At 53.7% G+C, this 24,758-nt stretch carries 26 protein-coding genes and 1 pseudogene; 7 read left to right on the top strand and 20 right to left on the bottom strand.

Features of this window, described 5'->3' with window-relative positions:
* A partial coding sequence (locus ON072_RS11110; protein WP_274626056.1) for a hypothetical protein occupies positions 1-251 on the bottom strand: 251 nt, incomplete at its 3' end.
* 198 nt (positions 252-449) lie between these two features.
* On the opposite strand from ON072_RS11110, the gene ON072_RS11115 reads away from it, so the two are divergent.
* Positions 450-899, top strand: coding sequence for an RNA recognition motif domain-containing protein (locus tag ON072_RS11115; RefSeq protein WP_261753167.1), 450 nt, complete (start codon positions 450-452; stop codon positions 897-899).
* A gap of 5 nt (positions 900-904) precedes the next feature.
* On the opposite strand, the gene murI is transcribed toward ON072_RS11115, so the two are convergent.
* A complete protein-coding gene (murI, locus tag ON072_RS11120; RefSeq protein WP_028780601.1) occupies positions 905-1,708 on the bottom strand; it encodes a glutamate racemase in 804 nt (267 codons plus the stop codon).
* 165 nt (positions 1,709-1,873) lie between these two features.
* On the opposite strand from murI, the gene trmA reads away from it, so the two are divergent.
* Positions 1,874-2,977 (top strand): tRNA (uridine(54)-C5)-methyltransferase TrmA, encoded by a 1,104-nt coding sequence (gene trmA, locus ON072_RS11125; RefSeq protein ID WP_261753166.1) that lies wholly within the window; start codon positions 1,874-1,876, stop codon positions 2,975-2,977.
* A 229-nt stretch (positions 2,978-3,206) separates the two neighbouring features.
* Positions 3,207-3,545 (top strand): annotated as a pseudogene (locus ON072_RS21115) (transposase); the annotation flags it as partial.
* On the opposite strand, the gene fabR reads toward ON072_RS21115, so the two are convergent.
* Complete coding sequence (gene fabR / locus ON072_RS11130; protein WP_025010659.1) at positions 3,485-4,099, bottom strand: HTH-type transcriptional repressor FabR; 615 nt, start codon at positions 4,097-4,099, stop codon at positions 3,485-3,487. The pseudogene ON072_RS21115 and the gene fabR overlap by 61 nt on opposite strands.
* 143 nt (positions 4,100-4,242) lie before the next feature.
* Here fabR and ON072_RS11135 point away from each other — a divergent pair, with 143 nt between their 5' ends.
* From ON072_RS11135 to mnmH, 3 genes are all read left to right on the top strand, one after another.
* Positions 4,243-5,349: an acyl-CoA desaturase gene (locus ON072_RS11135; RefSeq protein ID WP_096142451.1), complete on the top strand. Its 1,107-nt coding sequence runs from the start codon at positions 4,243-4,245 to the stop codon at positions 5,347-5,349.
* 132 nt (positions 5,350-5,481) lie between these two features.
* Positions 5,482-6,525 carry a selenide, water dikinase SelD gene (selD, locus tag ON072_RS11140; protein ID WP_044733368.1) on the top strand — a complete coding sequence of 348 codons (1,044 nt, stop codon included), beginning with the start codon at positions 5,482-5,484 and terminating at the stop codon, positions 6,523-6,525.
* On the top strand, positions 6,522-7,637 hold the full coding sequence (gene mnmH / locus ON072_RS11145) for a tRNA 2-selenouridine(34) synthase MnmH (protein ID WP_025010657.1): 1,116 nt from the start codon (positions 6,522-6,524) through the stop codon (positions 7,635-7,637). The genes selD and mnmH overlap by 4 nt, the downstream gene beginning before the upstream one ends.
* Positions 7,638-7,726: 89 nt before the next feature.
* Here the strand turns inward: mnmH and ON072_RS11150 are convergent, their stop codons facing one another.
* From ON072_RS11150 to gspC, 17 genes are all read right to left on the bottom strand, one after another.
* Positions 7,727-9,598: an MFS transporter gene (locus ON072_RS11150; RefSeq protein WP_261753165.1), complete on the bottom strand. Its 1,872-nt coding sequence runs from the start codon at positions 9,596-9,598 to the stop codon at positions 7,727-7,729.
* Positions 9,589-10,203, bottom strand: coding sequence for a TetR/AcrR family transcriptional regulator (locus ON072_RS11155; protein ID WP_167716717.1), 615 nt, complete (start codon positions 10,201-10,203; stop codon positions 9,589-9,591). The genes ON072_RS11150 and ON072_RS11155 overlap by 10 nt, the downstream gene beginning before the upstream one ends.
* A 314-nt stretch (positions 10,204-10,517) precedes the next feature.
* Positions 10,518-10,955: a GNAT family N-acetyltransferase gene (locus tag ON072_RS11160; RefSeq protein ID WP_208133908.1), complete on the bottom strand. Its 438-nt coding sequence runs from the start codon at positions 10,953-10,955 to the stop codon at positions 10,518-10,520.
* 4 nt (positions 10,956-10,959) lie between these two features.
* Complete coding sequence (gene cysQ / locus ON072_RS11165) at positions 10,960-11,772, bottom strand: 3'(2'),5'-bisphosphate nucleotidase CysQ (RefSeq protein ID WP_025010653.1); 813 nt, start codon at positions 11,770-11,772, stop codon at positions 10,960-10,962.
* A gap of 61 nt (positions 11,773-11,833) precedes the next feature.
* Positions 11,834-12,397 (bottom strand): ADP compounds hydrolase NudE, encoded by a 564-nt coding sequence (gene nudE / locus ON072_RS11170; RefSeq protein WP_025010652.1) that lies wholly within the window; start codon positions 12,395-12,397, stop codon positions 11,834-11,836.
* Between the two features lie 215 nt (positions 12,398-12,612).
* Positions 12,613-13,374, bottom strand: coding sequence for a type II secretion system protein N (locus ON072_RS11175; protein ID WP_144135241.1), 762 nt, complete (start codon positions 13,372-13,374; stop codon positions 12,613-12,615).
* A gap of 9 nt (positions 13,375-13,383) precedes the next feature.
* Positions 13,384-13,863, bottom strand: a complete 480-nt coding sequence (locus ON072_RS11180; RefSeq protein WP_025010651.1) for a type II secretion system protein M — start codon at positions 13,861-13,863, stop codon at positions 13,384-13,386.
* Positions 13,864-15,054, bottom strand: coding sequence for a type II secretion system protein GspL (gene gspL, locus ON072_RS11185; RefSeq protein ID WP_186265224.1), 1,191 nt, complete (start codon positions 15,052-15,054; stop codon positions 13,864-13,866). It abuts the gene before it with no gap.
* Positions 15,055-15,102: 48 nt separating this feature from the next.
* The gene (gene gspK / locus ON072_RS11190; RefSeq protein ID WP_071238911.1) at positions 15,103-16,095 is read right to left on the bottom strand and encodes a type II secretion system minor pseudopilin GspK; all 993 of its coding nucleotides are present in this window, start codon (positions 16,093-16,095) and stop codon (positions 15,103-15,105) included.
* The gene (gene gspJ / locus ON072_RS11195) at positions 16,095-16,832 is read right to left on the bottom strand and encodes a type II secretion system minor pseudopilin GspJ (RefSeq protein WP_025889490.1); all 738 of its coding nucleotides are present in this window, start codon (positions 16,830-16,832) and stop codon (positions 16,095-16,097) included. Before gspJ ends, gspK begins: the two co-directional genes overlap by 1 nt.
* On the bottom strand, positions 16,813-17,196 hold the full coding sequence (gene gspI, locus ON072_RS11200; protein ID WP_037467875.1) for a type II secretion system minor pseudopilin GspI: 384 nt from the start codon (positions 17,194-17,196) through the stop codon (positions 16,813-16,815). Before gspI ends, gspJ begins: the two co-directional genes overlap by 20 nt.
* Positions 17,183-17,758, bottom strand: coding sequence for a type II secretion system minor pseudopilin GspH (gene gspH / locus ON072_RS11205; RefSeq protein ID WP_025010648.1), 576 nt, complete (start codon positions 17,756-17,758; stop codon positions 17,183-17,185). The genes gspI and gspH overlap by 14 nt, the downstream gene beginning before the upstream one ends.
* A gap of 1 nt (position 17,759) precedes the next feature.
* Complete coding sequence (gspG, locus tag ON072_RS11210; RefSeq protein ID WP_025010647.1) at positions 17,760-18,194, bottom strand: type II secretion system major pseudopilin GspG; 435 nt, start codon at positions 18,192-18,194, stop codon at positions 17,760-17,762.
* Between the two features lie 49 nt (positions 18,195-18,243).
* A complete protein-coding gene (gspF, locus tag ON072_RS11215; protein ID WP_025010646.1) occupies positions 18,244-19,467 on the bottom strand; it encodes a type II secretion system inner membrane protein GspF in 1,224 nt (407 codons plus the stop codon).
* Between the two features lie 3 nt (positions 19,468-19,470).
* Positions 19,471-21,036, bottom strand: coding sequence for a type II secretion system ATPase GspE (gene gspE / locus ON072_RS11220; protein ID WP_044733376.1), 1,566 nt, complete (start codon positions 21,034-21,036; stop codon positions 19,471-19,473).
* Positions 21,029-23,152 carry a type II secretion system secretin GspD gene (gspD, locus tag ON072_RS11225; RefSeq protein WP_025010645.1) on the bottom strand — a complete coding sequence of 708 codons (2,124 nt, stop codon included), beginning with the start codon at positions 23,150-23,152 and terminating at the stop codon, positions 21,029-21,031. The genes gspE and gspD overlap by 8 nt, the downstream gene beginning before the upstream one ends.
* A 25-nt stretch (positions 23,153-23,177) precedes the next feature.
* Complete coding sequence (gene gspC / locus ON072_RS11230; RefSeq protein WP_025010644.1) at positions 23,178-24,092, bottom strand: type II secretion system protein GspC; 915 nt, start codon at positions 24,090-24,092, stop codon at positions 23,178-23,180.
* Positions 24,093-24,350: 258 nt separating this feature from the next.
* Between gspC and hslR the strand changes: the two genes are divergently transcribed.
* On the top strand, positions 24,351-24,749 hold the full coding sequence (gene hslR / locus ON072_RS11235; RefSeq protein WP_025010643.1) for a ribosome-associated heat shock protein Hsp15: 399 nt from the start codon (positions 24,351-24,353) through the stop codon (positions 24,747-24,749).
* The last annotated feature ends 9 nt before the right edge of the window (positions 24,750-24,758 follow it).

Consider the following 24,758-nt stretch of genomic DNA (forward strand, 5'->3'; position numbering starts at 1 on the left):
TTTCTCAATGCCTGTGAGTGTCCACACAGATTGCTTGATAGATTGTTAAAGAGCAGGACCACGATGGAGCCCATCGGGTCAGGGCTGCGTATTCTACGCTTTCCCTTAAGTTCGTCAAGAAGTTTTTTATCACCATTTTGACGCCAACCTTGGATTATCTGGGAGTTAACTTCCATCGTCCCGGTCAGTGGATGCGCATTATAGGGAGGCCAGCCGATAGCGCAAGTGCTTTTTGACAGCTTCGGCGCCAAGCGTCCACCTTTTAACCGTAGCGGCTACTTACTGGTCTTTTCCCATTAAAAACTTGCTTTAAAGGCCCTGCTTATGTTGAAAAATGAGAGCAAAGGTCATTTTTTCGGCATCAGTCTGGTTTAAAGGTAAATAATTCATTACCATAGTTGCCGCTGTTAACAGTAATTTATCAATTCTTCTTCACAGAGAACATTTTTATGCAAAAGTCATTTTTGATTGTGCTGGGCATCGCCATTCTGGGCGCGCTTGCGATATACCAGCTCATGCCTCAACTGCCTGCATTTTTGGCCTTCCCTGCTGGCGCACTCCTTGCCGCTGCAGTTTATGCCTTCACATCCAGCCCAAGTCAGGTTCAAGCTAAAACACAAGAAGCTTACAATGGCCCAACCATGACTCTCTATGTAGGTAATCTGCCTTATAGAGCTCACGATACTGAAGTTAAGTCATTGTTTGAGGAATATGGCCCGGTGAATTCGGTTCGCTTGGTCAGAGATCGCAAGACCGGCAGACGTAAAGGATTTGGTTTTGTGGAAATGTCAGAGTCCGGCGCTCAAAAAGCGATGACCAAATTGAATGACTTCATCTTTCAGGAGCGCACCCTGAAAGTTCGTGAAGCCAAATCACAAGATTCAGATAAGCAGGAATAATAGTTCTATGTCATCACGCTGGTCGAGGCCTTGGCCGTTTGAGTAAAACCATACTCGGCCAGCGTTGATTTCAATCCTTCGGTAATTTTTTCACTTGTGTAAAAGGCCCACTCACTATCTGCTTGTTGTGAGGCAGTCGGCTCCTGCTGATATTGCAGCAGACTCTTTACCCGTTTCGCTATCGCCTCGCCGGAGTCCAATAGCTCAATATCATCACCCAGTATTTGTTGTAGCTCAGGCTTCAGCATAGGGAAGTGCGTACAACCAAGCACAAGCACATCCAGTTCACTGTAAATAACAGGTTGCAGTAACTTCTTTATTGCTGCGACATCTATAGCCAGCCCAGCTGCCTTGGCCTCCGCAAGCAGCACCAGTTCAGAACAGCCAAAGAGCTCTACCTGGCAATCACAGGCAAAGTGGTTGATCAACTCTTTGGTGTAAGCCCTTTTGACCGTGCCAGGTGTGGCCAACAAACCTATATGTTTGCGTTTGGAGATGGCTGCCGCCGGTTTAATAGCCGGGACAACACCAACAACCGGGATTGTCAGCTGAGCTCTCAACTCGGGAAGAACCAAGGTACTGGCTGTATTACAGGCAATGACCACTATCGCGGCATCTATCTGCTTGGCCATGGTCACAACCAAATCCACGCATCCGCTTATCAACTCGGCTTCCGCCAACTCACCATAAGGCAAGCGCGCGTTATCAAACAGATAGCAATACTGTCTCTGTGGTAATAGTTTGCGGATCTCCCCAAGCACAGACAAGCCACCTATGCCTGAGTCAAAAACCAGTATGGGTCGCGACAAATTGAGCCTCTAAGCGATATACAAAGGGGGTCGTGGCTGGAAACCACAACGGCGGATGAAACGCTATTTTTTCATAGCTTGGACAAAAGCACAAAGGTGCGAAACTGGACATCAGCGCCACGTAGTATAATATTTGCGCCCCGTTTGAAGCCAAGAGTGAATATTATGAATTTAGAAGCAATGGACCCAAGTCAATATGATGCGCAACTGGAACAAAAGCGCCTCAAACTGGAACAGGCCTTTGCCCGCTTCACTCCACCGGCACTCGAAGTGTTTCCCTCAGTGCAGCAACACTACCGCATGAGAGCAGAATTTCGGGTTTGGCATGACGGGGATGATCTCTACTACTATATGTTTGACCAACAGCAAAAAGCCAAAGTTCGTTGCGATCAGTTTCTGCCCGCCAGCGCTTTAATCAATCAGATGATGCCGGCACTGATGGCCGAGCTGCGCCCCAACAGCATACTGAGGCACAAGCTGTTTCAAGTAGACTTCCTCTCTACTCTGTCTGGCGAGATTTTGGTGTCACTGCTGTATCACAAGCAGTTGGATGATAACTGGCTCAATGAAGCCAAGGCGTTGAAACAGAAACTCGAGAAAGAGTTCAAGGTCGACATCATAGGTCGAGCCCGTAAGCAGAAGTTTGTGTTGGACAGAGATTTCGTAATCGAACGCCTGCAAGTCAACCAGCAGGAATACATCTATAAACAAGTGGAAAACAGCTTCACCCAGCCCAATGCCCAAGTGGCAACCAAGATGTTGGAGTGGGCGATAGACTGTACCCGTCACAGTAGTGGCGATCTGCTTGAGCTTTATTGTGGCAACGGTAACTTCTCTATCGCCCTGGCACAAAACTTCAACAAGGTGCTGGCAACCGAGTTAGCTAAACCCTCGGTCGATTCCGCTCAATACAATATTGAGCAAAATGGCACTGAGAACCTGCAGATCATTCGTATGTCGGCCGAAGAGTTTACCCAGGCCATGACGGGGGAGCGTAGCTTCAGGCGTCTGGAAGGAATTGACCTCAAGAGTTACGACTGCAACACCATCTTTGTTGATCCACCGCGAGCCGGCCTAGATCCCGATACTGTCAATCTGGTGCAGAGCTATGAGTCCATCCTCTATATTTCCTGCAACCCGCAAACCCTGGCCGACAATCTCGAACAGTTGAGTCAAACTCACGAGATCAAACGCTTCGCCCTGTTTGATCAGTTCCCTTATACCGACCACATGGAAGCGGGCGTATTGCTTTCCAGGAAAAGCCTATAGATTAGGATGAGACTGGTGTAGCAAGCCCAATAAGACACTAACCGATAGGATAAAAGACTCCAGAACCTGCAAAGCTACTAGCAAAACGGCTTTGCTGGCGCTGCATAAGCGTCACCTTCCAGTTCTCCTCTCCTTTTTAACTGCAGTTAAATAGGGGAGGACTACCAAAGCAACTCAAAGAGATGTGGGACAGCACAGATGAAGCTGACGCCTAGCTCAATGGAACCTCTGGAGGCAACAAGTCAGAAAGAGCGGTATCAGGCCGTTACTCCAATTTGGCCAGTGTCTTAAAAACCATCTTCATGGCATAGTTGCTTCTGCGGCTCATCCGTTACACACCTGCCAACTGGAAGGTATGAACAACAAATCAAACTACGGAAGCGAATGGGCTATGCCTACCGGGATACCGAATACTCCTTTCTGGAAGTCAGAGTGGCATTCCCCAGAGATCCGCGATGAACCAAACAAAAGGGCCCCGAAAGGCCCTTTTGTTTTGGCAAATGTTTATCAGCGGCTATCACGCTTTTGCTGCAACGCTTCTGCGCCCGTTGCCACCATTCGCAGCTGAGTCACCAGTCGGTCGGCCAGAATCTTGCGATCGGCACGTTTCATATCCAGGGCGGCGGCGCCGGCATTGAACACCAGAGTCACCAATGCCTCGGCCTGTGCCCTGGCCAACTCAGGGCTGCGGCCGGCGGTGTCCTCGGTGTAGTGTGCCAGTTCCGAGATAAAGTGTTCAATCTCCCGCGCCACAGCGGCACGAAAGGCGGCCGAGGTGCCCGAGCGTTCATGCAGCAGGATCCTGAATACGTTGGGGTTGGATTCCAGTACTTCCATAAAGGTGTCGACCGAGATGCGGATAACACTGCCGCCGGCTTCGGCGCGCTGACGTCCCTTACGCATCATCTGTCTCAGCGTCAGGCCACCTTCATCGACCATGGTCAGCCCCAGTTCATTCATATCCTTGAAATGACGGTAAAAAGAGGTTGGCGCTATATTGGCTTCCCTGGCCACTTCCCTAAGACTCAGGCTGGAAAAACTGCGCTCGGCACTCAGTTGATTGAATGCTGCATCCACCAAGGCGCGGCGGGTTTTCTCTTTCTGCTGTGCTCTGATACCCATCTTTATTCCATTCACTGGATCTGTTGCGCAAATAATACAGGCTTTACTCAATAATCACATCCTCGGCTGGTGTCACTGTGATTGTGCTCCAATAGCAACTTAGCGTACACTTGTTAGCTTAAAGCGTTTTGGAAGTCATCATAATGAAAAAACCTCCCCTCATCTGGACCAACCTGATCCTCTTCCTGCTGACGTTTGCCGGTGCCTGTATTCTGGTGCCTTGGCGAGGCATCAGCCATGGCTTTGAGCTCAGCGAGTGGCTCACCTTCGTACTGTTGGCCTTCGCCAGTGGTTTGTCTATCACCGCCGGTTACCATAGGTTGTGGTCACATAAGGCTTATAAGGCTCACCCGGCCGTGCGTTTCCTGTTTGCCCTGGGCGGTGCGCTGGCGTTGCAGAACAGTGCCTTGCATTGGGCTTCGGATCATCGTATCCATCACAAGCATGTGGATGACAATGACAAGGATCCCTACTCAGCGAACATGGGTTTCTGGTACAGCCATATTGGTTGGATGCTCAGGGAATATCAGGCACAACGTTATCACGACTATAACAACGTCAGAGACCTGCAAAACGATGCCATAGTCATGTGGCAGCATAAGCATTATCTGCTGCTGGCGCTATTGATGAATGTGGGCCTCCCCGCTCTGCTTGGTTGGTTGAACGGCGATATCCTGTCGATGTTGCTGCTGGCTGGGCTGCTCCGCTTGGTGGTAGTGCATCACTGCACCTTTTTTATAAACTCGTTGGCGCATATCTGGGGTAAGCAACCCTATACAGACCGTAACACCGCCCGAGACAACGGTGTGCTGGCACTGTTTACTTATGGTGAGGGTTACCATAACTTCCACCATATCTTTGAAAACGATTACCGCAATGGTATCCACTGGTGGCATTACGACCCCACCAAGTGGTTGATCCGTTTCCTGTCCTGGTTTGGCCTGACCAAAGACCTGCGCAAGAGCCCTCAGGAGCGCATCGAAGCCGCCAAACTGCAGATGCAACTCAAGCGCGCCCAGAATAAGGTGGCCCATCTGCCCAATTGCGAGGAAATCCTGGAAAAGCTGCAGGCAGAATACGAGGAATTGAAGAGCCACTTGCTGGCCTACTTTGAAGCCAAGAAGGCGCTGCTTGAGGCCCGCAAGCAGCAGTTGGCGGATAAGCATCTGCTGTCTCAGGTGGTGGAAATGCGTTTACGTTTTCGCGCCCAACGAAAACAATGGCGCCAACTGCGAGCCAGCATAGCCTAAAACCTTGTCGTAGCCTCCCAAGGCCTGGCGATCGGCTTAACAGAATTTACCTGAGTTGTGAAACGGTCGGCTTGTACTGCGGCCGTTTCTGTTTATGATCAGGGGTTATTTCAATCACTCAGGGACCCGGCTATGTCAGATCAGTCAGTAAAACTCACGGAATACAGCCACGGCGCAGGTTGCGGTTGCAAGATTTCTCCCAAAGTCCTCAGCACCATTTTGGCGTCTCAACTGCCGGACTTTAAAGATCCCCGCCTGTTGGTCGGCAACCAGAGCCGGGATGATGCGGCCGTGTATCAGTTGGATGATCACACGGGCATTATCAGCACCACAGACTTCTTTATGCCGATAGTCGATGACCCTTTCACTTTCGGCCGTATCGCTGCCACCAATGCCATCAGCGATATCTATGCCATGGGCGGCAAGCCTATTATGGCAATTGCCATTCTCGGCTGGCCGGTGAACAAGCTGTCACCCGAGATTGCCCAGCAGGTAGTGGATGGCGGACGCCAAGCCTGCATGGATGCCGGGATCATGCTGGCCGGAGGCCATAGCATAGACGCGCCTGAGCCTATTTTCGGCCTGGCAGTCACCGGCACAGTGGCGCTGGAGCACCTCAAGCAGAACGATACCGCCAAGGCGGGTGACAAGCTCTATCTCACCAAACCTCTGGGAATTGGCATACTGACCACGGCACAAAAGCAGAAGAAGCTGGCGCCAGAGGATGTTAATATCGCCCCCGAAGCCATGTGCCAACTCAATAAGATAGGTGCCGAAGTCGCCAAGATAAGCGCGGTTCACGCCATGACAGATGTGACGGGCTTTGGTCTGGCAGGCCACCTGCTGGAAATGTGTCAGGGTTCCAACCTCAAGGCCAGCATAGATACTGCCAAACTGCCGTTGCTGGAAAAAGCCTCCGAGTATCTGGCTATGGGCTGTATCCCGGGCGGCACCCACAGAAACTTTGACAGCTACGGTGAGCACCTCCCCGAGGTTTCCGAGCAACAAAAAGCCTTACTGTGCGATCCGCAAACCAGCGGCGGCTTACTTATCGCCGTCGGCGCCGAGGGTGAGGCAGAACTGCAGCAACTGCTGACCGGTCAAGGGCTGGAGCTACACTGCATAGGTGCGCTCGACTGCCGCGACGATAGTCAGCAGTGGGTGGAGCTTATATGAGTCGACAGATAATCGCGCCTGCAGAGTACCGGGAGATCTTCCTATCCGATCGTCCCCTGGTCGATCTGCGGGCGCCGGTTGAGTTTGCCAAGGGTGCCTTTCCTGCCAGCACCAACCTGCCATTGATGAACGACAGCGAAAGGCAGAAGGTGGGCACCTGTTATAAAGAGCATGGACAGGCTGCCGCCATAGAGCTCGGCCATTCGCTGGTCAAAGGCAAGATCAAGGCCGCACGTATTCAAGCCTGGCTGGATTTCTTCAGCGCCCACCCTGATGCCAACCTCTACTGTTTTCGGGGTGGTCTGAGATCTCAGTTGACCCAGCAATGGATCCGCGAGGCCGGTCTTGAAGTGCCCTATATTCAGGGCGGCTACAAGGCGATGCGCCAATACCTTATCGATACCATAGATAACACCCCGCAGCAGCAACAGTTGTTGATCCTCAGTGGCATTACCGGTTCAGGCAAGACAGAGTTTATTCTCAGTCGCAGCGAGTCTGTGGATCTGGAGGGCACTGCCAATCACAGAGGGTCGAGCTTTGGCAAGAATGTCACGCCGCAGCCCAGTCAGATCAATTTTGAAAACAGCTTGGCTCGGGAACTGTTGAGGCATCAAGAGAGGCAAGAGTCCTGCCTGCTGCTGGAAGATGAAAGCTTCCTGATTGGCCGCCGCGCCATACCCAAAGTCTTCTTCAGTGCCATGCAACAGGCCCAGGTATTGGTGCTGGAAGAGCCACTGGAGGCCAGACTCCCTCGCCTTCTGGATGAGTATGTGCACAAGATGCAGCGGGGTTTTGAACAGCATTATGGCGCCGAAGAAGGCATGGCGGTGTTCGGCGCCTATCTGCGTCAGAGTGTCGAGGGCATACGTAAGCGCCTTGGGCACCAGCAAACTGATCAACTGTTGCAGTTGGTCGACTCAAGTTTGCAGACCCAGCTGCAGCGCAACACTACAGAGCAACATCTGGAGTGGATCTCACTGCTGCTGGAGAAGTATTACGACCCCATGTATCAGTACCAGCTGGAGAAAAAGGCCGAGCGGATCATCTTCCGCGGTGACCGCCAGGCCATTCATCAGTGGCTGGATGAGAGGCGGTCAAACCGCTCCGAATGAATTCAAAAGCAAGAGAGATTCAATCCGAAGAGCCCGGCAACTGCCGGGCTCTGTCCGTTATCTCCTACCTTCCTCAACAGCAATACCGCTCAGCTGTCGGGTTTGGCCAGCAGATCGGCTACCCGCTGCTGCAGTGAGTGACGGCTCTCCTCCGCGCCGGGTACCTGAGATGCGATATTGACCTTAAGCCTTGACCAGAAACGTCTTGGTCGGGTCGTCAGGGCATGTCCATCTTTGTGGCTAAAGAAAGATCCCCACAAACCTTTGAGCGCCATAGGCACCACAGGCACAGGATCCTTTGCCAGTATCTGTTCGATACCGGGCCGAAACTCATGCAACTCACCATCGGGAGACAACCTGCCCTCAGGGAAAATACACACCAACTCTTCATTGGCCAGCGCCTGGTGGATACGCTCGAAGGCCCGGGTATAGGTATCAATGCACTTTTTCGGTGAGCAGATAGGGATCACCCTGGCATGGCGGAACAGATACTTGAGCAAGGGCATTTCACTTATGCTCTTGTCCATCACAAAGCGCACCGGACGAGTGGATGCGCCCAGCAGCACCAAGGCATCGACGTAACTGACATGGTTACACACCAGCACGGCGGCCCCCTGCTTGGGAATGTTTTCCCGGCCTTCAACCTTGAGACGATACAACAAATGGCTCAGCAAGTAACTGATAAACCTCAGCGTAAACTCAGGCACCTGGCTATAGACATACAACGCCACCACGGCGTTGAATACCGCCAACAGAGTAAATAACTGAGGAATCGATAGGCCGACCAGCTCCAGCAATATTATCGACAATATCGCCGAGCACACCATAAACAGGGCATTGACTATATTATTGGCGGCTATGGCCTGGGCACATTCACCGGGGGCCGAGCGCGACTGAATAAAGGCATACAGAGGCACAATAAACAGGCCGCCACTGACCCCTACCATAAACAGTGCGAACATCAGCCTGAAGTGTTCACTGCGGCCGACAAACTCGGCTATGTCGTAGAGATATCCCGCCGGCAGTTGGCTGTAGTCAGGAATGGCCCACAGCAGATCCAGGCCAAAGAAGGTTAACCCTGCTACCCCGAAAGGCAGCAATCCCAGCTCTACATGGCCAAAGGAGAAGCGTTCGCAGACAAAAGAGCCGACCGCAATACCTATGGAAAACAGCGCCAACAGCAGCGACACCACAGTGGCGTCCGAGTGCAGCGAGCCTCTGGCAAAATTGGGGAACTGGGTCAGGTAGGTGGCACCCAAAAACCAGAACCAGCTTATCGCCAGAATCGCCATCCAGATTGACGGCGTTTGCCGTACCCGCTTGATACTGGCCAAAGTACCGGACAAGGGGGCAAAGCGTACCTTGTCTATCGGCAACGGCGCCGGCAGTGATGGAATCGCCCGGCTGGAGAGGAAACCGGCCAAGGCCAGCATACATACAGTTATCGCCGCCCACATCAGGCCGTTGTCACTGGTTACCAGCAGCCCGGCACTCAGGGTGCCTATCAAAATTGACAGGAAGGTGCCCATCTCTACCCAGGCATTACCAGTTACCAACTCATCCTCTCTAAGCGCCTGCGGCAGCAGCGAGTATTTTACCGGACCAAAGTAGGCCGATTGGGTGCCGGTAAGAAACAGCAGCAGCAACATCAACAGATAGCTTTGCGCCATAATCGCCGCGGCGGCGCAGGACATGATGATAAGCTCCAGCAGCTTTAACCTGCGGATCATCAACGCCTTGTCCATATTGTCGGCCACCATGCCCGCATGGGCGGAAAACAGAAAGAAAGGCAGGATGAAGATCCCTGCCGCCAGATTGACAAACAGATCGACACTCATCGGCAGGTTATCGACCTGGCTGTAGGTCACCAGCAGCAGCAACACATTCTTGTAGATGTTGTCGTTGAGCGCCCCCAAACATTGAGTGGCGAAATAGGGTAAAAATCGTTTGCTCAGGAACATGCTCCCTCCTCCTGTTGCATTGCCGTCCACCACAAGTGCACCTGAAATGTCAGTAACTGCAACCAAGAAGCCTGACTGAAAAGCTTATCGTCCAGCGCCAGGCCGGTCAGCCCATGGATACTGCTCCAGAAGCTGCGACTGGCGAGTGCCAGCTTGGATGAGGACAAGTTTGGCAACAAGTCACCGAGTTGCTGCTCGAGTAAACCTATCAGCTCGGCAATCAACTGTTGTTGCGATTCGGGCAGAGGTTCTTCCGGCCCCAGATGTAAGGCAAACACCAAACGAAATGCCTGTGGTTGGTTATGGGCAAACTCGGCATAGGCCTTACCTAACGCCAACAGCTGCTGCTCACCGGATGTGAATGTTTGTCCGCACACCAACTGCATTTGCTCAAGCAGACGCCCCAAGACCCTGGCGGATACACTCAAGAGCAGATAGTTATAGCTACCAAAGAGGTTGATTAGGGTACTGGGGGCATAGCCCACTTGGGAGGCGATCCGCCTAAGACTCAGGCTGGTATATTCCTCCTGCGTCAACAACTGCTCGACGGCATCCAGTGCCATGAGGCGGATCTCTTGATGACTGTGTTCCTTGCGTCTTGCCATAGTGTCCATTCCTGAGAAGAGATGGCAGCAGACTAACAGCCTTCAAAATAAAAAACAATGTTCACAATATGATATTTTTTAGACACCCGTGCTGAATACCATTAATTAACCTTGGAAAATATCTTCAAAAAAAGCTAGCGAAAATCGGGCGTTCAGCCTCTGGAGCACAAGAGCCCCGAGCGTATCAGGGCTCCAGCACAAAGGCGCACTGTGCAAAACAGATTCAAAGGTTTGGGAATATGGCTCTATATTGAATCGAAGGGCGTTTTCAACCACGGCCCAGGCGCGTTCACTCAAACCACAAGTGCCAGCGCCTATTGACCCTGCCAGCGCAGCAGCAACCTGTGCTCACCGACGCCGAAATAGTCGGCTTCCAGCCCCAGGTTTTCAAACCCCATGCGGCTGTAGAGATGGCGGGCGGGATTATCCGGCGCTACCGTCAGTAACAGTTCATCGACACCATGGCGGCAGTCTTCCAGGCACGTACTGAGCAAGCTTTTGCCTATCCCTCGGCCCTGCTGCATAGGAGACACGGCCAGTGACAGCAACCAGTGTCGCCCCGGCTGTTCACCGCTCACCCGCAGCAGATAACCGGCCAGTTTCCCGTCGACAAAGGCCCCCAGAAAACCTGTGGGCCAGGCATCCAGTGCTTGACGGAAGAAGAAGTCCGGGTAGCAGTGCTCACCGAAGGTTGCCAACTCCAAGGCCAATACGGCATCCAGATCGGCTCTGGATATTGGTCTTATCTGCATCCGATTAATCTCCGGCCAGTATCTTGTCCCACTCAAGGTTAGGGGAGCCGACCACGATAAAGTTGGGGTTTTCCAGCGATTCGCGCTCGTTGTAGGTTAAGGGCTGCAGCTCGGTATCCATCAACTGGCCACCGGCTTCTTCTATGATAATCTGCGCCGCCCCTGTGTCCCATTCACCCGTGGGGCCCACCCGCACATAGCAATCTGCCCTGCCCTCTGCGACCAGGCAGCTTTTGAGTGCCGCACCGCCGAGCACCACGAGTTCACAATGCTTGGGTTGGTTGAACAGCTTGAGCACAGACTGAGGATCCTGACGCCGACTGACCGCCAGGCGCAACGAATTGTCCTGCTCTTTCGGCAACTGCTTACTGTGAATTCTCAGCTCTGCCTGGAGGGTACGTTTGTAAGCGCCAAGACCTGCTATGGCGTAGTAACATACTTCAGTCATGGGCACATAAACCACACCCATGATGGGGCGGTTATGCTCAACCAGGGCAATGATGACCGAGAAGTCGCCGCTGCCGGCGATGAACTCTCCGGTACCATCCAAGGGATCTACCAGCCAGTAGCGGCGCCACTGGCTACGCTCAGAGAGGGGAATATCGGCGGCTTCCTCGGACAAAACCGGGATCTCCGGGGTCAGCGCCTTTAAGCTGCTGCAGATAATCTCATGGGCCGCGATGTCGGCCGAAGTGACAGGGGTGTTGTCTTCCTTGGTTTCCTTGCTGAAACTGCCTTGTTGGTAGATCTGGCGAATTTTCTGTCCCGCTTCCGTTGCAATGACAATAACGTGATCTATCAACTCTTCTGGCTTCATAACTACTCCAAACGCCTTCCATCGGATAAGCAAAAGTCAGTGGCCGGGTGTGGCCAATTTTTTAGGGTGACTCAGTCAGTTTCAGCTGTTTCATCGCCAAAAACAAGGCGCTGACGCTGCGTCCTTCTGAAAAATCATTCATATCCAGCAGTTCTTGCCAACGCTCCAGGGGCCAGGGAACCAGTTCTATCGGTTCAGGTTCATCGCCTTCCAGGCGACTCTCGTAGAGATCTTCGGCCAGGAAAATCTGCATCTTACTGGCGAAATACCCAGGAGCCAGGCTTAACTCTTTCAGTTTAGTCAGTTTGCGGGCGCCATAGCCTATCTCTTCCTGCAATTCACGGTTGGCGGCTTCGGCGGCTGTCTCTCCCGGGTCGATCAGTCCCTTGGGGAATCCCAGCTCATAGTTATGGGTACCCGCGGCATACTCGCTGCCCAGCAGTAACCATTCACCATTGAGAACCGGCACCACCATCACGGCGCCGCGGCTGGCGCCTTTCATCCGTTCGTAGTGGCGTTCCTCTTGATTGGAGAAACGCAGATGTACCTGTTCTATTTGAAACAGACGACTGCGGGCAACAACTTCGGTGTGCAATATTTCCGGCTTCTTCTGCCGCTCTGTCATAGAGGCCTCTGACGCTGACAAACTGAAAATGTGACTCAGGCTACAATGTTATACCAATTCACACGAAATAACAGAGCCGCGGAGTTTGTCTGGGCGGTGGGAATTTTCAGATTAGTTGACTTGGATGCAAGCGCTGGCGGGTTACCGCAGGGGTTTTAAACGGGAAAGCTCAACTGAACAAACGGCAGCCGAGAGAAACCCGGCTGCCAGCCTCTTTAAAGGCCCGGGATCTTGCCGTTGTAATTGATAGGGAAATATCCCTGGGCATCTCGCTTGCCCAGAAATGGCAAAGCTTTTTTCAGATCTTCAGACTGAGCCTGAGTCTCACGAATGCGGGCCTTGACCTCAAGTTGTTCATTGGCTTTGAGCAGCAAGGTGCCGGCCACGCCTATGGCGTTTTTCTCTTCATCGGTCGCCAGTTGCACCTGACCGGCAACACACTGCAGGCCGAGTTCTATGTCTCCCAAAGGATACTGGCCAAACTGATTCCTGATGCCGACCCGGTTGAGAAAGACTTTGCCACTGAGCGCCTCACACCAAGGCTGCCCCTGCACCAAAGTGTCCAGCAACACTGAGATATCACCGCTTACCTGAGTGCGAAATGGCAGACGACTGCCGGCCATTAAAAACTCGACCGGAGCTTCAAAACGCAGCTTCTCGGCGCTGATACCGCCGGCAGCCAAGGTGACTTGGCCCTTGGCATTGACGGCACTGGCGCGGCTGCCCAGTTGGAAGTCCAGTTTGGCTCTGCCGGTCAGCAGCGCCCAGGGGCTGAGCTCCCAACTCAGTTGCTCCAACTGACGTTGCTGCAACTTAATCACATCGATACTGCCACTCCAGATGGTGCCGCTGACACCGCCAAGCTGCAAATTAGCCGGCAGGGGGGCCAGCGAAACCGCCAAGCGTGCAGGGAAGAGTGCCAGCATAAACGCCAGGTAGATCAGCACACAGAGTATTATTTTACTAATCAGTTTCAAGACAACACCTTACGACTGAGACAACTGGATTCGTCTAACTTTCACCATGCCAGGGCTATCACCTTCGGCCAGATCCAGGCTATCCAGCGACAAGCCTTGTTTCTGTACCAGATCACCAAGATAGGAGATCAGGCTATCGAAGGGCACTTCATCCATCCAGATCTGAATCTGTTTTCCCTGCGGTGCCATGCGGGTGATCTCCAGGTCATAGCTGGCGGCGCTCTGGGTCACCACAGTACTGAGACTCCCCTTGAGAGCCGGTCTATTACCGCTCTGTTTGATACCGGCAATCTTATTGGCCGTCTGTTTCACAAAGCTGAGCATCTGGGTCTGAGCATTGAGGCTATTCTGCGCCTTCTGCTCGGCATTGCTTATCGGTGTCCAGATCCCCCAGTAAAGGATACCAACAGCCACTATCACCGCCATGGCAGCGACCAGCTGTTGCTCCCTCTGTGCCAGTGATTCCCACCAGTTACGCAAATTTTCCATTTATTTGCTCCTTAGGGTCAGGGTACTGGTGACCGCATTTTCAGTACTGTTCATCGCCCCGCCCTCGAGACGGAATTTACGCCCGGCCAGCTCTTTAAACTGCTCTATCTGGGCATAGCTCTTGGCCGTCACCTGCATACGAATTTCACTGCGTCCGGCATCAAACCTCAGGCTGTTGGGCTTGAGATCCGGCACTTGTTTGAAAGCACCTTCGAGCCCATCCAGCATGGCAAAGAACTCACCACCCGAACCACTGCCCTGCAGGGTTCTGAGTTGAGATTCCAGCTGCGAGCGCAAGTTAACTATCCGCGAACTGCCGGGAACCACCTGACGATAAATACTTTCGCTCTGGGCCCTCAGTTCATCGGCCTCTGTCTGCATCTGATGTATGTTCAGTCCCTTGTTGACCAGACCAAGCAGCAGGGCAATGGCGGCGGCGATAGCCACTCGCTTCCATAGCAGCAGGTGCTTGCTGTATTCACGCTTGGGAACATAGGGGCCGGACAGCAGATTGATAGGCGACTTGTGTAGCCCCTTGGCCAACACCAGCATGGGCATCTCCAGTGGCATCTGCCGACACTCAAGCTCTGGCCATTGAAATTCGGTATAGCAGGCCAGACTCGGCGCCGTTTGCTGCTCTTCGAGCAACCCGGGCAGCAAGGGCTGCAGCCAGTCTTTGGGCATACTCATACCCATGCCTTCGCCGGTACGCAGCAACAGCTGATCTTCATAGGCCATCAGGGCCCAGTCACAGTCTTCCCGTTCCAGTGCCAGACAATCCGGCACCATTTTACGCACCTTGAGCCCGGCCTCATCCAACCAGGAGAGCCAGTTTTGCATCTGCTCATGAGCAACCACAGCCACACTCAGGCTCTCGCCATCGCGGGGACCAACCACAAAGTGCAGTTCATCAACATTTTGGGCCAGGGTGTCTTCAAGCAGGAAAGGCAACGCCTTTAGAGCCTGGCGTTGCCCCTTCTCCGGCAGATTAACCGAAGTGAGCTGAAGGGCTCTGGCCGGCACCAGTACGTCGACCGGGCGATTACCGGCTCGCTGCGCCAGAGTCTCCAGTGACCGCGCATCAGCCAGCTCTCCCGAGGCAATAATCTCCTGTTCCTGCTCAGACCATACGACCCAGGCGCAGGGCGAGCCCAGGTTTTTGCCTAAACGGATAAATAAGCGTTCACTCACTATTGTTCTCCACAATCCCTGGCCTTGGTGGCTTAGGGGCTTGTCCTGTTATTCTTGTCCGCCATATTGCCGGGTCAACACTTCGAGCTGATTACCACCCACTATGTGCAGCATGCTCTCCAATCGGAACAGGGCATCATCCACCCTGGCCTTGGCCTCCAGTTTGAAAAACTTACTGTCGACCACGAAACTGGACTTGAGCTGATCATTCTTACTGGCAATAGTGGTCAGCGATCCCAGCGCCCAGAAATCTTCTATCTTGTCGAAGCCCCCCGCAGGGCGCTGGTTAATAATACTTTCGGCCTCACCTACCGAGATTTGATTTTCCAGCATTCCCGCCAGCAGTGCTGCCTGCTCGACCTTGATGGTGTTGACGTTCAGCAACTGTCGGTCATTTCCCGGTATGGCGCAAACATAGGGCCTTAAAATGCGATAAGTCTCTTGGTTAAAGCCAAAAACGGCCCGTAACTCACTGCTGTGACTCATTAAGGTATTGGCCGCCCGATAAGGGACCACCCTTGCTTCATACTCGGCATCTTCGGCACCGAAGGGCGAGGCTATCGAGTCCTCGTCCAGATAATCTTTCAAGGTATGGGTCAGACGCTCGGCGCCGAACTCATCCATCCCCAAGGATTCCAACAATCCCTTGAACTGTCTGACGGCCAGCGGCATCTTTTGCGGCTGACCATCTGCCGCCTCTTTGCTGCTGACACTCAAGGCATTGAGGTTAAAGCAGCTGCGAAGGTCGGAAATGGTGCCACCAATCTCGCCGTTCTCCGCCGGAAAAACCACATCCGCCATGGCCCAGTATTGCTGCAGATGCACCCGACCTTCCGAGTCATCCAAATCCTGCTTCAATACCTTACGCGCCAATTCTTCGGCCGAAATAGCGTACCAGTAAGCCTGGTCATACTGCGCCAGATTCAAGGTTCTGCGCACCGACAACTGGTTGCGCCCGGTAATACTGGTAGCCAGCACGGCCACAATCGCCACTATCAGCAATACCACTATCAGGGCGACGCCTCTTTGCTTGCCTCCCATCAGAACTCCTCCTTGCCTTGGCCTGAGTTATTGCCGTCCTGGCCGTCGGAGTCCTGCTTGTCGTCGTTCTGATTGCCGTTGTTGTCACCCTTGTTGGTGTCGCCACCATTGTCGTCCTGTTTGTCGGCCGCAGGTGCCCCAACAGGCAACAGGAATTTGCGGGTGATAATACCTCTGTCCTCTGTCTCTATCTCTATGGCGATCGCCTTGGGCAACTTGCTGGCCTCAACCTTGCGTTGCCACTTATCCTCGACAAAAAACGCGTATTTGACTGATAACACCTTATCCATCAATACGGTTTTAATCGGTTCGGCACCAAACTCCGGCTCGGGGTAAGGGTAGTACCAACGCTCGAGCCGCCCCTCCTGCACTACATAGGCCACAGACTGCAGACTGCCTCTTGGCAGCAAGCCACCCGGATTGAGCCACCCCAGGCGAAAAAACACCAGCGCCTCGGACTCAGAGTCCAGAATATCTGTCCCGGTCTGAAACACTGTGCTGCCGCGGCCGCCTTCCAACAGCCTGGGAGTACGGGCAACCATCTGCCCCAGATCCCGCTCCAACACCCCAAAGCCCTGCTGCAGGTACTTGAGCTGTTTTGAAAAGTCGCGGGTGACCTCGTCATTTTTCAGCACAGTTTGCAATACGGCGTTAGCCGCCAGGCCCAGCATGGCGAAGATCGCTATGGCGATCAGCATCTCCAGCAGGGTAAAACCGCTATTCCTGCTTGAGTACATATGAATTCACCTGAGCGATGATCCGCCCGAATCTGTCATCATCACTGACACTGATACGGATCATCCGAAAATTATCATCTGTGGTCTTGACCACTTCTTTGCGCCAATACCAGGTTTGGCCGGCCAGTTCGCTGCGACCATCTTTACGCCCAAGGGCCGGAAAACCCTTTTCCAACCTGGCATCTACCATCTGGTTATCTGCTACCCACTGCGCCAGGGTGCGTTCTTCCAGTATCGGCATATTGGCAATCTGATCGCCTATGCTTTTGGTAATTGCCACGGCCGCAATGGCAAACACCGCCAAGGCGACGATGACTTCCAGCAGCGTCATCCCCTTTTGCCGGGCAGGTTTATTCAAAATCATCGAACCTCCCCAGTTTGAGGCGACCCAGGCTATCACCGCTGACCAGTACCTCTACGGTTTCGCCTTGGCTATCGCGGGCGATAAAGCTGAGCTCGAAAGCGGTCATTTCGCCACTTGGCAACAGCATGATCTGCGGCTCGGGAAACTTCTTTTTGTCCGCGTCCGATTCCTCAATAAAGGGCTCGTCGAACCAGGAGTCCTGCTCTTCATCTTCCTGCACCAAAGGCAGGCCTTCGAGCTCGACCGACAACGAGATGCCTTCCGGCAACTGCTTTTCGGCCAGCAGTCGGTCCTGTTCCAGCGGTTGCCATTTGTTCTCTTTAAACAGCACGAAGTGGTACTTGTCCTTGTCCACCACTATGCCGATAAACTGACCACTGAGCACAGTTTCATCCAGCACTGTCTCGGTGGCCGCCATAAACCTCTGCGCCTCACGAGTTAACTGCTGCTTGGGGCCACTATTACCCATGGTCATGGTCACAGCCGTAGCTGCCAGCCCCATCAGCAGCACCACCAACATCACTTCCAGCAGGGTAAAACCCCGTGAGTGCCTGATTTGCATTTTATTGGAAGTCTTGCAGATTCCAGTTGCCTATGTCGTCTTCTGTGCCGGGTTGGCCGTCAGGGCCTGAGCTGAAGACGTCGATCTTGCCGTGTTCACCCGGGCTCATCAGCAGGTAAGGGTTGCCCCAGGGATCCATAGGCAAGCGCTTAACGTAACCACCGTCACGATAGTTGCGTGGCTCAGGAGAAATATTGGGCTTCTCGACCAGAGCTTCCAGCCCCTGTTCGGTTGTGGGGTACACGCTGTTGTCCAGCTTGTACATATCCAGCTGGTTTTCCAGCGCGACTATGTCAGACACCGCCTTTTGCTGGTCGGCCTTGTCCTTGTTACCCATCAGATTGGGCACCACCATGGAGGCCAGGATCCCCAGGATCACTATCACCACCATCACTTCCAGCAGGGTAAAACCTTTCTGTCTGTTGTTGCTTTGCATTAACTTACTTCCTCCTAAAAAACCTCAAATGGCTGCGGTGAAATGAGACTCAGCCACTAATCATATTGTTGAGCGCCAATATCGGTTGCAAAATCGCCAGAACAATAAACAACACTATCCCGGCCATACTCACCACCAACAGGGGTTCAAACACCCCCAAGGCGATATTGACGTTGGACTCGAACTCCCTGTCCTGGTTATCTGCGGCGCGCTCGAGCATCTGCTCCAGCTCACCACTCTTCTCGCCCGAGGCTATCATATACAACATCATGGGCGGGAACAGCTTGGTATTAGTCAGTGCCGCCCCCAGACTGGTTCCCTCACGCACTCTGGCCGTGGCCTCTTCCACCGCCTGACGCACCCGCACATTCAGCAAGACCTCACTGGCAATCCGCATGCCATCAAGCAGCGGCACTGAGCTGGCACTGAGGATACTCAAGGTTCGGGCAAAGCGTGAAGTATTCAGCCCCTTGCTGACCTTGCCCACCACAGGCAAACGCAGCAACAGCTTGTGATACTTGAGTTTGAAGGCGGGCTTGGTGAGCATCTTCTGAAACAGCAGTGCCAGCAATACTATGGCGCCCAGGACGAACAAGCCGTAATGCTGAACAAAGTCAGAGGCGGCGATCAAAAACTGAGTGGTACCGGGTAACTCCTGGCCCATGTGTTCAAATTGGCCAACCACCTTGGGCACCACGGCCGCCAGCAGCACGGCGATAACACCGATAGCCACTGTGGTCAGCACTATGGGATAGATCATCGCCTGGGTCAGCTTGGTCTTGAGTTGCTGGCGCCGCTCCGTGTAGTCCGCCAGGCGATTGAGTACGATTTCCAGATGGCCGGACTTTTCGCCCGAGGCCACCATGGCGCGGTAGAGATCATCAAATACATGGGGAAACTCAGCCATGGAGTCGGCCAGCGAGTAGCCTTCCACCACCCGCGAGCGCACCGCCATCACCATGGAGGCGAGACGGTCTTTTTCGCACTGTTGGCCCACGGCCTTGAGGGCCTCTTCCACCGGCAAACCGGCAGCGACCAGGGTCGCTATCTGGCGGGTGATCAGTGCCAGTTCGGCCACGGAGATCTTCTTGCGCCGGTTCAACCAACTGCCACTACTGGCCTTGGCTTCCTTTTCGGTAACCGGAGCGATATCCAACGGCATCAGCTTCTGTTCACGCAGCTGACTGCGGGCCTGTCTGGCGGTATCGGCTTCGATAACCCCTTTGACCTGCTTACCGGCTTGATTGAGCGCCTTGTACTCGAATGCCGCCATGAATTACTCCTCGCGGGTCACGCGCAGCACTTCTTCCAGGGTAGTGATCCCCGCCAGCACCTTGACCATGCCGTCATGGCGAATGCTGGGGCTGTGCTGACGAATATATTTTTCAATCGCCAGTTCGCCACGGCCGCCGTGAATGAGTTCGCGGACGTTGTCGTCCACCAGCAGTAGTTCATGGATCCCGGTACGGCCACGATAGCCGTTATGGCCACAGCTCTTGCAACCCTTGGCGCGATAGATCACCGCTTCCTCATCGCCTATGCCCAGGAGTTCACGTTCGCGGGCATCCGGGGCGTGGGCTTCCTTACATTCGTTGCATAGAGTCCGCACCAGGCGCTGGGCCAGCACCCCCAGCAGACTGGAAGACACCAGGAAAGGCTCAACGCCCATGTCCTGCAAACGGGTAATGGCACCAGAAGCCGTGTTGGTGTGCAAGGTAGAGATCACCAGGTGGCCTGTGAGTGAGGCCTGCACCGCAATCTGGGCTGTTTCCAGATCACGGATTTCCCCTATCATCACCACATCAGGATCCTGACGCAGAATGGCCCGCAAGCCGCGGGCGAAAGTCATGTCCACCTTGGTGTTGACCTGGGTTTGGCCTATGCCTTCCAGTTCGTACTCTATCGGGTCTTCAACTGTGAGTATGTTGATGTCGTTGTGATTGATTTCGGTTAGACCGGCATAGAGGGTAGTACTCTTGCCCGAACCCGTAGGGCCGGTAACCAGAATAATGCCGTGGGGTTTACGGATCAGCTCATCAAACTGGCGGCGGATGCTGTCTTTCATCCCCAGCTGTGCCAAATCCAGATTACCGGCGTTCTTGTCCAACAGACGCAGCACGACCCGCTCGCCGTGGCTCGATGGCATGGTCGATACCCGCACATCCACGGCGCGACCACCGATACGCAGCGAGATCCGGCCGTCCTGCGGCACCCGCTTCTCGGCGATATCCAAACGGGCCATTACCTTGATCCGCGATACCAGGAGTGAGGAAAGCTTACGGTTCGGCTTGAGCACTTCCTTGAGCACACCATCGACCCGGAAACGCACCACAAGCTGCTTCTCGTAGGTTTCAATATGAATATCCGAAGCCTCTTCTTTGATGGCTTCAGACAATAAGGCGTTGATCAGCTTGATGATAGGTGCATCATCTTCCCCTTCCAGCAGATCTTCGGTCTGCGGCATCTCTTCTGCCAGGGTAAAGAGATCCATCTCATTGCCTATGTCTTCCATCAGCTGCTGCGCCTCGGAAGAGTTACTCTGATAGGCCTGGGTCAGGTAGCGCTCAAACTCATTGGCTTCCAGCTTGTGCAGCGGTAACTCCTGACCGGCATAACGACGCACCTCAAACAGCACAGACAAAGGTGTTGCCTGGGTGTAATACAGAGTCAGCCGTTCCTCCGGGTCTTTGCTGAGCACCAGGTTGTATCTGTGGGCAAAGGCAAACGGCAGCCGCTCACGGCTGTTTGAATGAAACAGCTCGTCACTCTCGGCCTCGGCGACCAGCGCCAGCTCACTGGAAACCTGAGCCAGCTCTTCTGTTGGCGGCTGGACTTCACTCATCGGCTTCGCCCTGTTTGTTCTCATCCAATGTCTTCAGGGTGGAGTCCGTCTTGCGCATCTTGGTATCCAGCCCCTTACCTTGCTTATAGCGCTCGAGGATCTCATTGACCTCGGGTGGCAGATACTCTTCCTGGCTCCATTCTTCCAACATAGGCACATTGGTGTTTGGCATCAGGTTAATGCCGCGCTTCTGTTGCTCCAGCTGCAAGGCACGGAAGTAGTTATACTTACGGCCGGCAATGCCTTCCATGGTGACACCATCACGAATAATGGTCGGCTTGATAAACACCATCAGGTTCTTTTTCTTCTTGCCGCTGCTGGACGATTTGAACAGGTGTCCCAGAATTGGAATATCACCCAGGAAAGGCACTTTCTGTACGCTCTCCTGCACCTCTTCATTGATCAGTCCACCCAGCACCACGATTTGGCCCGAGTCGGCCATCACAGTAGTGGTCAGGCGACGGGTGGCAAAGGTCACGTCCACATTGGTCTTGCCGTTGATGCCGGACACTTCCTGCTCAATGGTGAGCTTGACCGCGTTGCCTTCGTTGATCTGTGGCACCACCTTGAGCTTGACCCCGACTTCCTTACGTTCAACGGTTTGGAACGGGTTACTGTTGCCATTGGTAGAGTTTTGCGCACCTGTGAGGATAGGCACTTCGTCACCAACAATGAAGGACGCTTCCTGGTTATCCAGGGTGGTAATAGAAGGCGTCGCCAACACGTTGGAGTTGGTATCGCTGGACACGGCCTGAACCAGAGCGCCAAAGTCGCCCATGGTCACGCCCCAGGCCATACCGTTCACCTTACCGAGCGCCTGAGCCAACAGGGTGATATCACCCTTGGTGTCAGGGTTTTGGGTACAGGTCAGGTTATCACCCGAGCCGGTACAGGTCTGGGAAGCCTTCTGATCCTGCGCCGCCCAGATACCCGCGCCAATTTCACCTATGGTGGGGCCAAGGTTATTGAACTGAGTACCGCCACCTGCCTCGGTGGCCCACTGAATGCCGAAGCCCACGTCATCCCCTTCAGCTACCTCGACTATGATGGCTTCCACCAGCACCTGGGCTCGGCGGATATCCAACTGGTTGATCACACTCTCCAGGGTGCGCATCTGATCCGGCTCGGCGCTGATCACCAAAGCATTGGTGTCTTCATGGGCCATGATATTGATTTCGTTGCGGCGTTTGCCTCCGGCGCTGCCGGGGGCTGGTGCGGCACCATCTTTACCTTCCAGTTTTTGGGCAAAGCCGGTCAGGACTTCCACCAGGTCTTCGGCCTTGGCATAACGCAGATAACGCACCTTGGTGTTACCCGTGCTGGCCTGCTCGGCGTCGAGACGATGAATAAGCTCCACCACCCGCTGACGGCTGCGTTCATCGCCACTGACCACCACGGCGTTGATACGCTCGTCGGCCACCACTTTGGGCGCCTGGCCCGGCAGTTGTGCCTGGTTGGCACTGGCGCGATAGAGGGTATCTATAATACGAACCATTTCACCGGCAGAGGCGTATTCCAAAGGCACCACCTGCACTTCGGTGTCCCCCTGTTTGTCCACCCGGCGTACAATCTCCACCAGCTTGTTGACCACATTGGCGCGGCCGGTGATCATCAAAACGTTGGAAGGATCATAGTTGACCACGTTGCCGCCACCGGCGTTGTCATTGAGCTGACGCAGCAAAGGCGCCAACTGTTTGGCTTCTGTGTTGTACAGCGCCACAATGCGGGTCACCATCTCATCGCCAAGTCCCGGGGTATTGTCATCGGCAACCCGAATGGAAGAGGTCTTGGCGTCTTTATCTTTAATTACCTTGATGACATTGTTTTCCAGCTCGACCACGGCATAACCGTAGACCTGTAACACGTTGAGGAAGAACTGGTAATACTGCTCATCGTTGAGCATGTCATAGCTGCGGACATTGATTTTGCCGCGAATAGTAGGATCGACAATGATGGTCTTATTGAGGTTCTTACCAACTATGTTGATAAACTCCTGAATATCAGTGCCTTTAAAGTTCGCCGCATATTGCTCAGACCAAGCGCTTTGTTGGGTCAGCAAGGCCGCTGTGGCTACCAGACCAGCGATAAGCTTGGTTCGAATCCGTTTGTTGTTCATTATTGTACTTTCCCCTAAACCTGCTTTATTGCGGCAAACTGAACATGATTTCAACCAACTGACCTTCGCGCTCTACCATCACAGAGACCTCGGTCAGATCCGGCAGCTGGCCCATCACCTCCAGCGCCTGGCTCATATCAGTTAAATCATAACCATTGATGGATTTTGCCAGGTCATTGGGCTGGAACCCGGCATCCTTGAATAATCCGGCATCTTTACCCGGGTTGAGTCTGTACCCTTGTACTTCACCATCCTTTTGTACCGGAGAGATCGCCAGGTAATCGGTAATCTTGCTGGGATCGGCCAGCAACTCATCGCGGGAGGCCACCAACTCGCGGCCAATATCGGCATCACGGCGGTCAACCTTGGTCACATCACCACCGCTGCGGGCCTGTTGCAGCTGGGCGTTGGCTTGTGACTGAGTGGTATATTGCAGACCGTCGAGCATCAGAGTCTCGTAACGGCCGGCATTGGTAATAATGATGCGGTCGGCATACACCTCTTTCAGCGATGCCGAGGTACCCTTAATCTTATCGCCCAGGCTGTAGGTTTCCTGACTGCCTTGAGACTCAATAATAGCCAGGCCTTTCTGCTCGGCACTGGATGCCACCACCCCGGTCAACAAAATCGACAGTGAAGTTTTTGGAGCATCTGTGATCATTTCGGCGGCTGGCTCAGACTTGGGCTTGGTGCTGCTGGCATCTTTCTTGCCGAATAGTGCCAAGCCGTTGATAGTGCCAATATCGACATTCTGGGATTGGGTGCCAGAAACCGGGGTTGGTGTCCAGTTGGCTGTCGGTTTGCCTGTTGGGATCAGCTTCCAGCTGATCTGTGCCATCAAATACAGAACCAACAGCATCAGTAGCCAAAACACGGCAGAGCTGGCGGGTTTTTGCGGTATGCTGCCCGTCTTGGCGATAATCTTATCCAATAAATCCATATTTTCCGGACCCTCTAATCAGGTCTCTGTTCTGATTATGATAGTGACTGAACCCTTCGCCATGCTAACCCACACTCTTGTTTGCAACAAGACCATAACAGGGAGTAGATTGGCGAAAATTGTACGATTATGCTACCTTTGCGCGCCTGGAAAGGGTGTGAAGCGCTCCACTGTTTAACCCCGTATCGACGGCTTGGACAAGGGATTTATCCCCGAGTTGTGAGCTCATCCCCTTTTTCATTTATGACAGGAGTATCCATGGCCCATAGCAATGACAACGCCGAGGCGGTCCGGCTCGATAAATGGCTCTGGGCAGCGCGTTTTTACAAGACCCGCGCCCTGGCCAAAGAGATGATCAACGGCGGTAAAGTACATTACAACGGCCAAAGGACCAAATCCAGCAAACTGGCAGAAGTCGGTGCGCGCATTAGGTTACGCCAGGGATATGACGAAAAAGAGATCGTCATAAAAAAAGTTTCCGGTGTCCGTCAGGGGGCGGTTATCGCCCAGAGCCTGTACGAAGAAACACCGCAGAGCATACAAAAGCGGGAAAGTAATGCAGAAGCCAGAAGGCTCAACATACTGCATAATCCGGCGCCCGATACCAAGCCGGACAAGAAACAGCGGCGGCAAATCATCCGCTTCCGCGAGACCTGAATTAACAGT

The organism is Shewanella sp. K8, assembly GCF_028823715.1.
In the GTDB taxonomy this organism is placed as follows: Bacteria; Pseudomonadota; Gammaproteobacteria; order Enterobacterales; family Shewanellaceae; genus Shewanella; species Shewanella algae.

Excerpts from the sequence above, each read along its gene's own strand:
- ON072_RS11150 (WP_261753165.1), bottom strand. The coding sequence starts at position 9,598 with ATGTTCCTGAGCAAACGATTTTTACCCTATTTCGCCACTCAATGTTTG.
- gspJ (WP_025889490.1), bottom strand. The coding sequence starts at position 16,832 with ATGTACTCAAGCAGGAATAGCGGTTTTACCCTGCTGGAGATGCTGATC.
- cysQ (WP_025010653.1), bottom strand. The coding sequence starts at position 11,772 with ATGAAGCCAGAAGAGTTGATAGATCACGTTATTGTCATTGCAACGGAA.
- selD (WP_044733368.1), top strand. The coding sequence starts at position 5,482 with ATGTCAGATCAGTCAGTAAAACTCACGGAATACAGCCACGGCGCAGGT.
- ON072_RS11115 (WP_261753167.1), top strand. The coding sequence starts at position 450 with ATGCAAAAGTCATTTTTGATTGTGCTGGGCATCGCCATTCTGGGCGCG.
- fabR (WP_025010659.1), bottom strand. The coding sequence starts at position 4,099 with ATGGGTATCAGAGCACAGCAGAAAGAGAAAACCCGCCGCGCCTTGGTG.
- ON072_RS11160 (WP_208133908.1), bottom strand. The coding sequence starts at position 10,955 with ATGCAGATAAGACCAATATCCAGAGCCGATCTGGATGCCGTATTGGCC.
- ON072_RS11155 (WP_167716717.1), bottom strand. The coding sequence starts at position 10,203 with ATGGCAAGACGCAAGGAACACAGTCATCAAGAGATCCGCCTCATGGCA.
- gspI (WP_037467875.1), bottom strand. The coding sequence starts at position 17,196 with ATGATTTTGAATAAACCTGCCCGGCAAAAGGGGATGACGCTGCTGGAA.
- gspK (WP_071238911.1), bottom strand. The coding sequence starts at position 16,095 with ATGGGAGGCAAGCAAAGAGGCGTCGCCCTGATAGTGGTATTGCTGATA.
- gspG (WP_025010647.1), bottom strand. The coding sequence starts at position 18,194 with ATGCAAAGCAACAACAGACAGAAAGGTTTTACCCTGCTGGAAGTGATG.
- ON072_RS11180 (WP_025010651.1), bottom strand. The coding sequence starts at position 13,863 with ATGGAAAATTTGCGTAACTGGTGGGAATCACTGGCACAGAGGGAGCAA.
- hslR (WP_025010643.1), top strand. The coding sequence starts at position 24,351 with ATGGCCCATAGCAATGACAACGCCGAGGCGGTCCGGCTCGATAAATGG.
- gspF (WP_025010646.1), bottom strand. The coding sequence starts at position 19,467 with ATGGCGGCATTCGAGTACAAGGCGCTCAATCAAGCCGGTAAGCAGGTC.
- trmA (WP_261753166.1), top strand. The coding sequence starts at position 1,874 with ATGAATTTAGAAGCAATGGACCCAAGTCAATATGATGCGCAACTGGAA.
- nudE (WP_025010652.1), bottom strand. The coding sequence starts at position 12,397 with ATGACAGAGCGGCAGAAGAAGCCGGAAATATTGCACACCGAAGTTGTT.
- gspE (WP_044733376.1), bottom strand. The coding sequence starts at position 21,036 with ATGAGTGAAGTCCAGCCGCCAACAGAAGAGCTGGCTCAGGTTTCCAGT.
- gspC (WP_025010644.1), bottom strand. The coding sequence starts at position 24,092 with ATGGATTTATTGGATAAGATTATCGCCAAGACGGGCAGCATACCGCAA.
- ON072_RS11135 (WP_096142451.1), top strand. The coding sequence starts at position 4,243 with ATGAAAAAACCTCCCCTCATCTGGACCAACCTGATCCTCTTCCTGCTG.
- gspH (WP_025010648.1), bottom strand. The coding sequence starts at position 17,758 with ATGCAAATCAGGCACTCACGGGGTTTTACCCTGCTGGAAGTGATGTTG.
- mnmH (WP_025010657.1), top strand. The coding sequence starts at position 6,522 with ATGAGTCGACAGATAATCGCGCCTGCAGAGTACCGGGAGATCTTCCTA.
- gspD (WP_025010645.1), bottom strand. The coding sequence starts at position 23,152 with ATGAACAACAAACGGATTCGAACCAAGCTTATCGCTGGTCTGGTAGCC.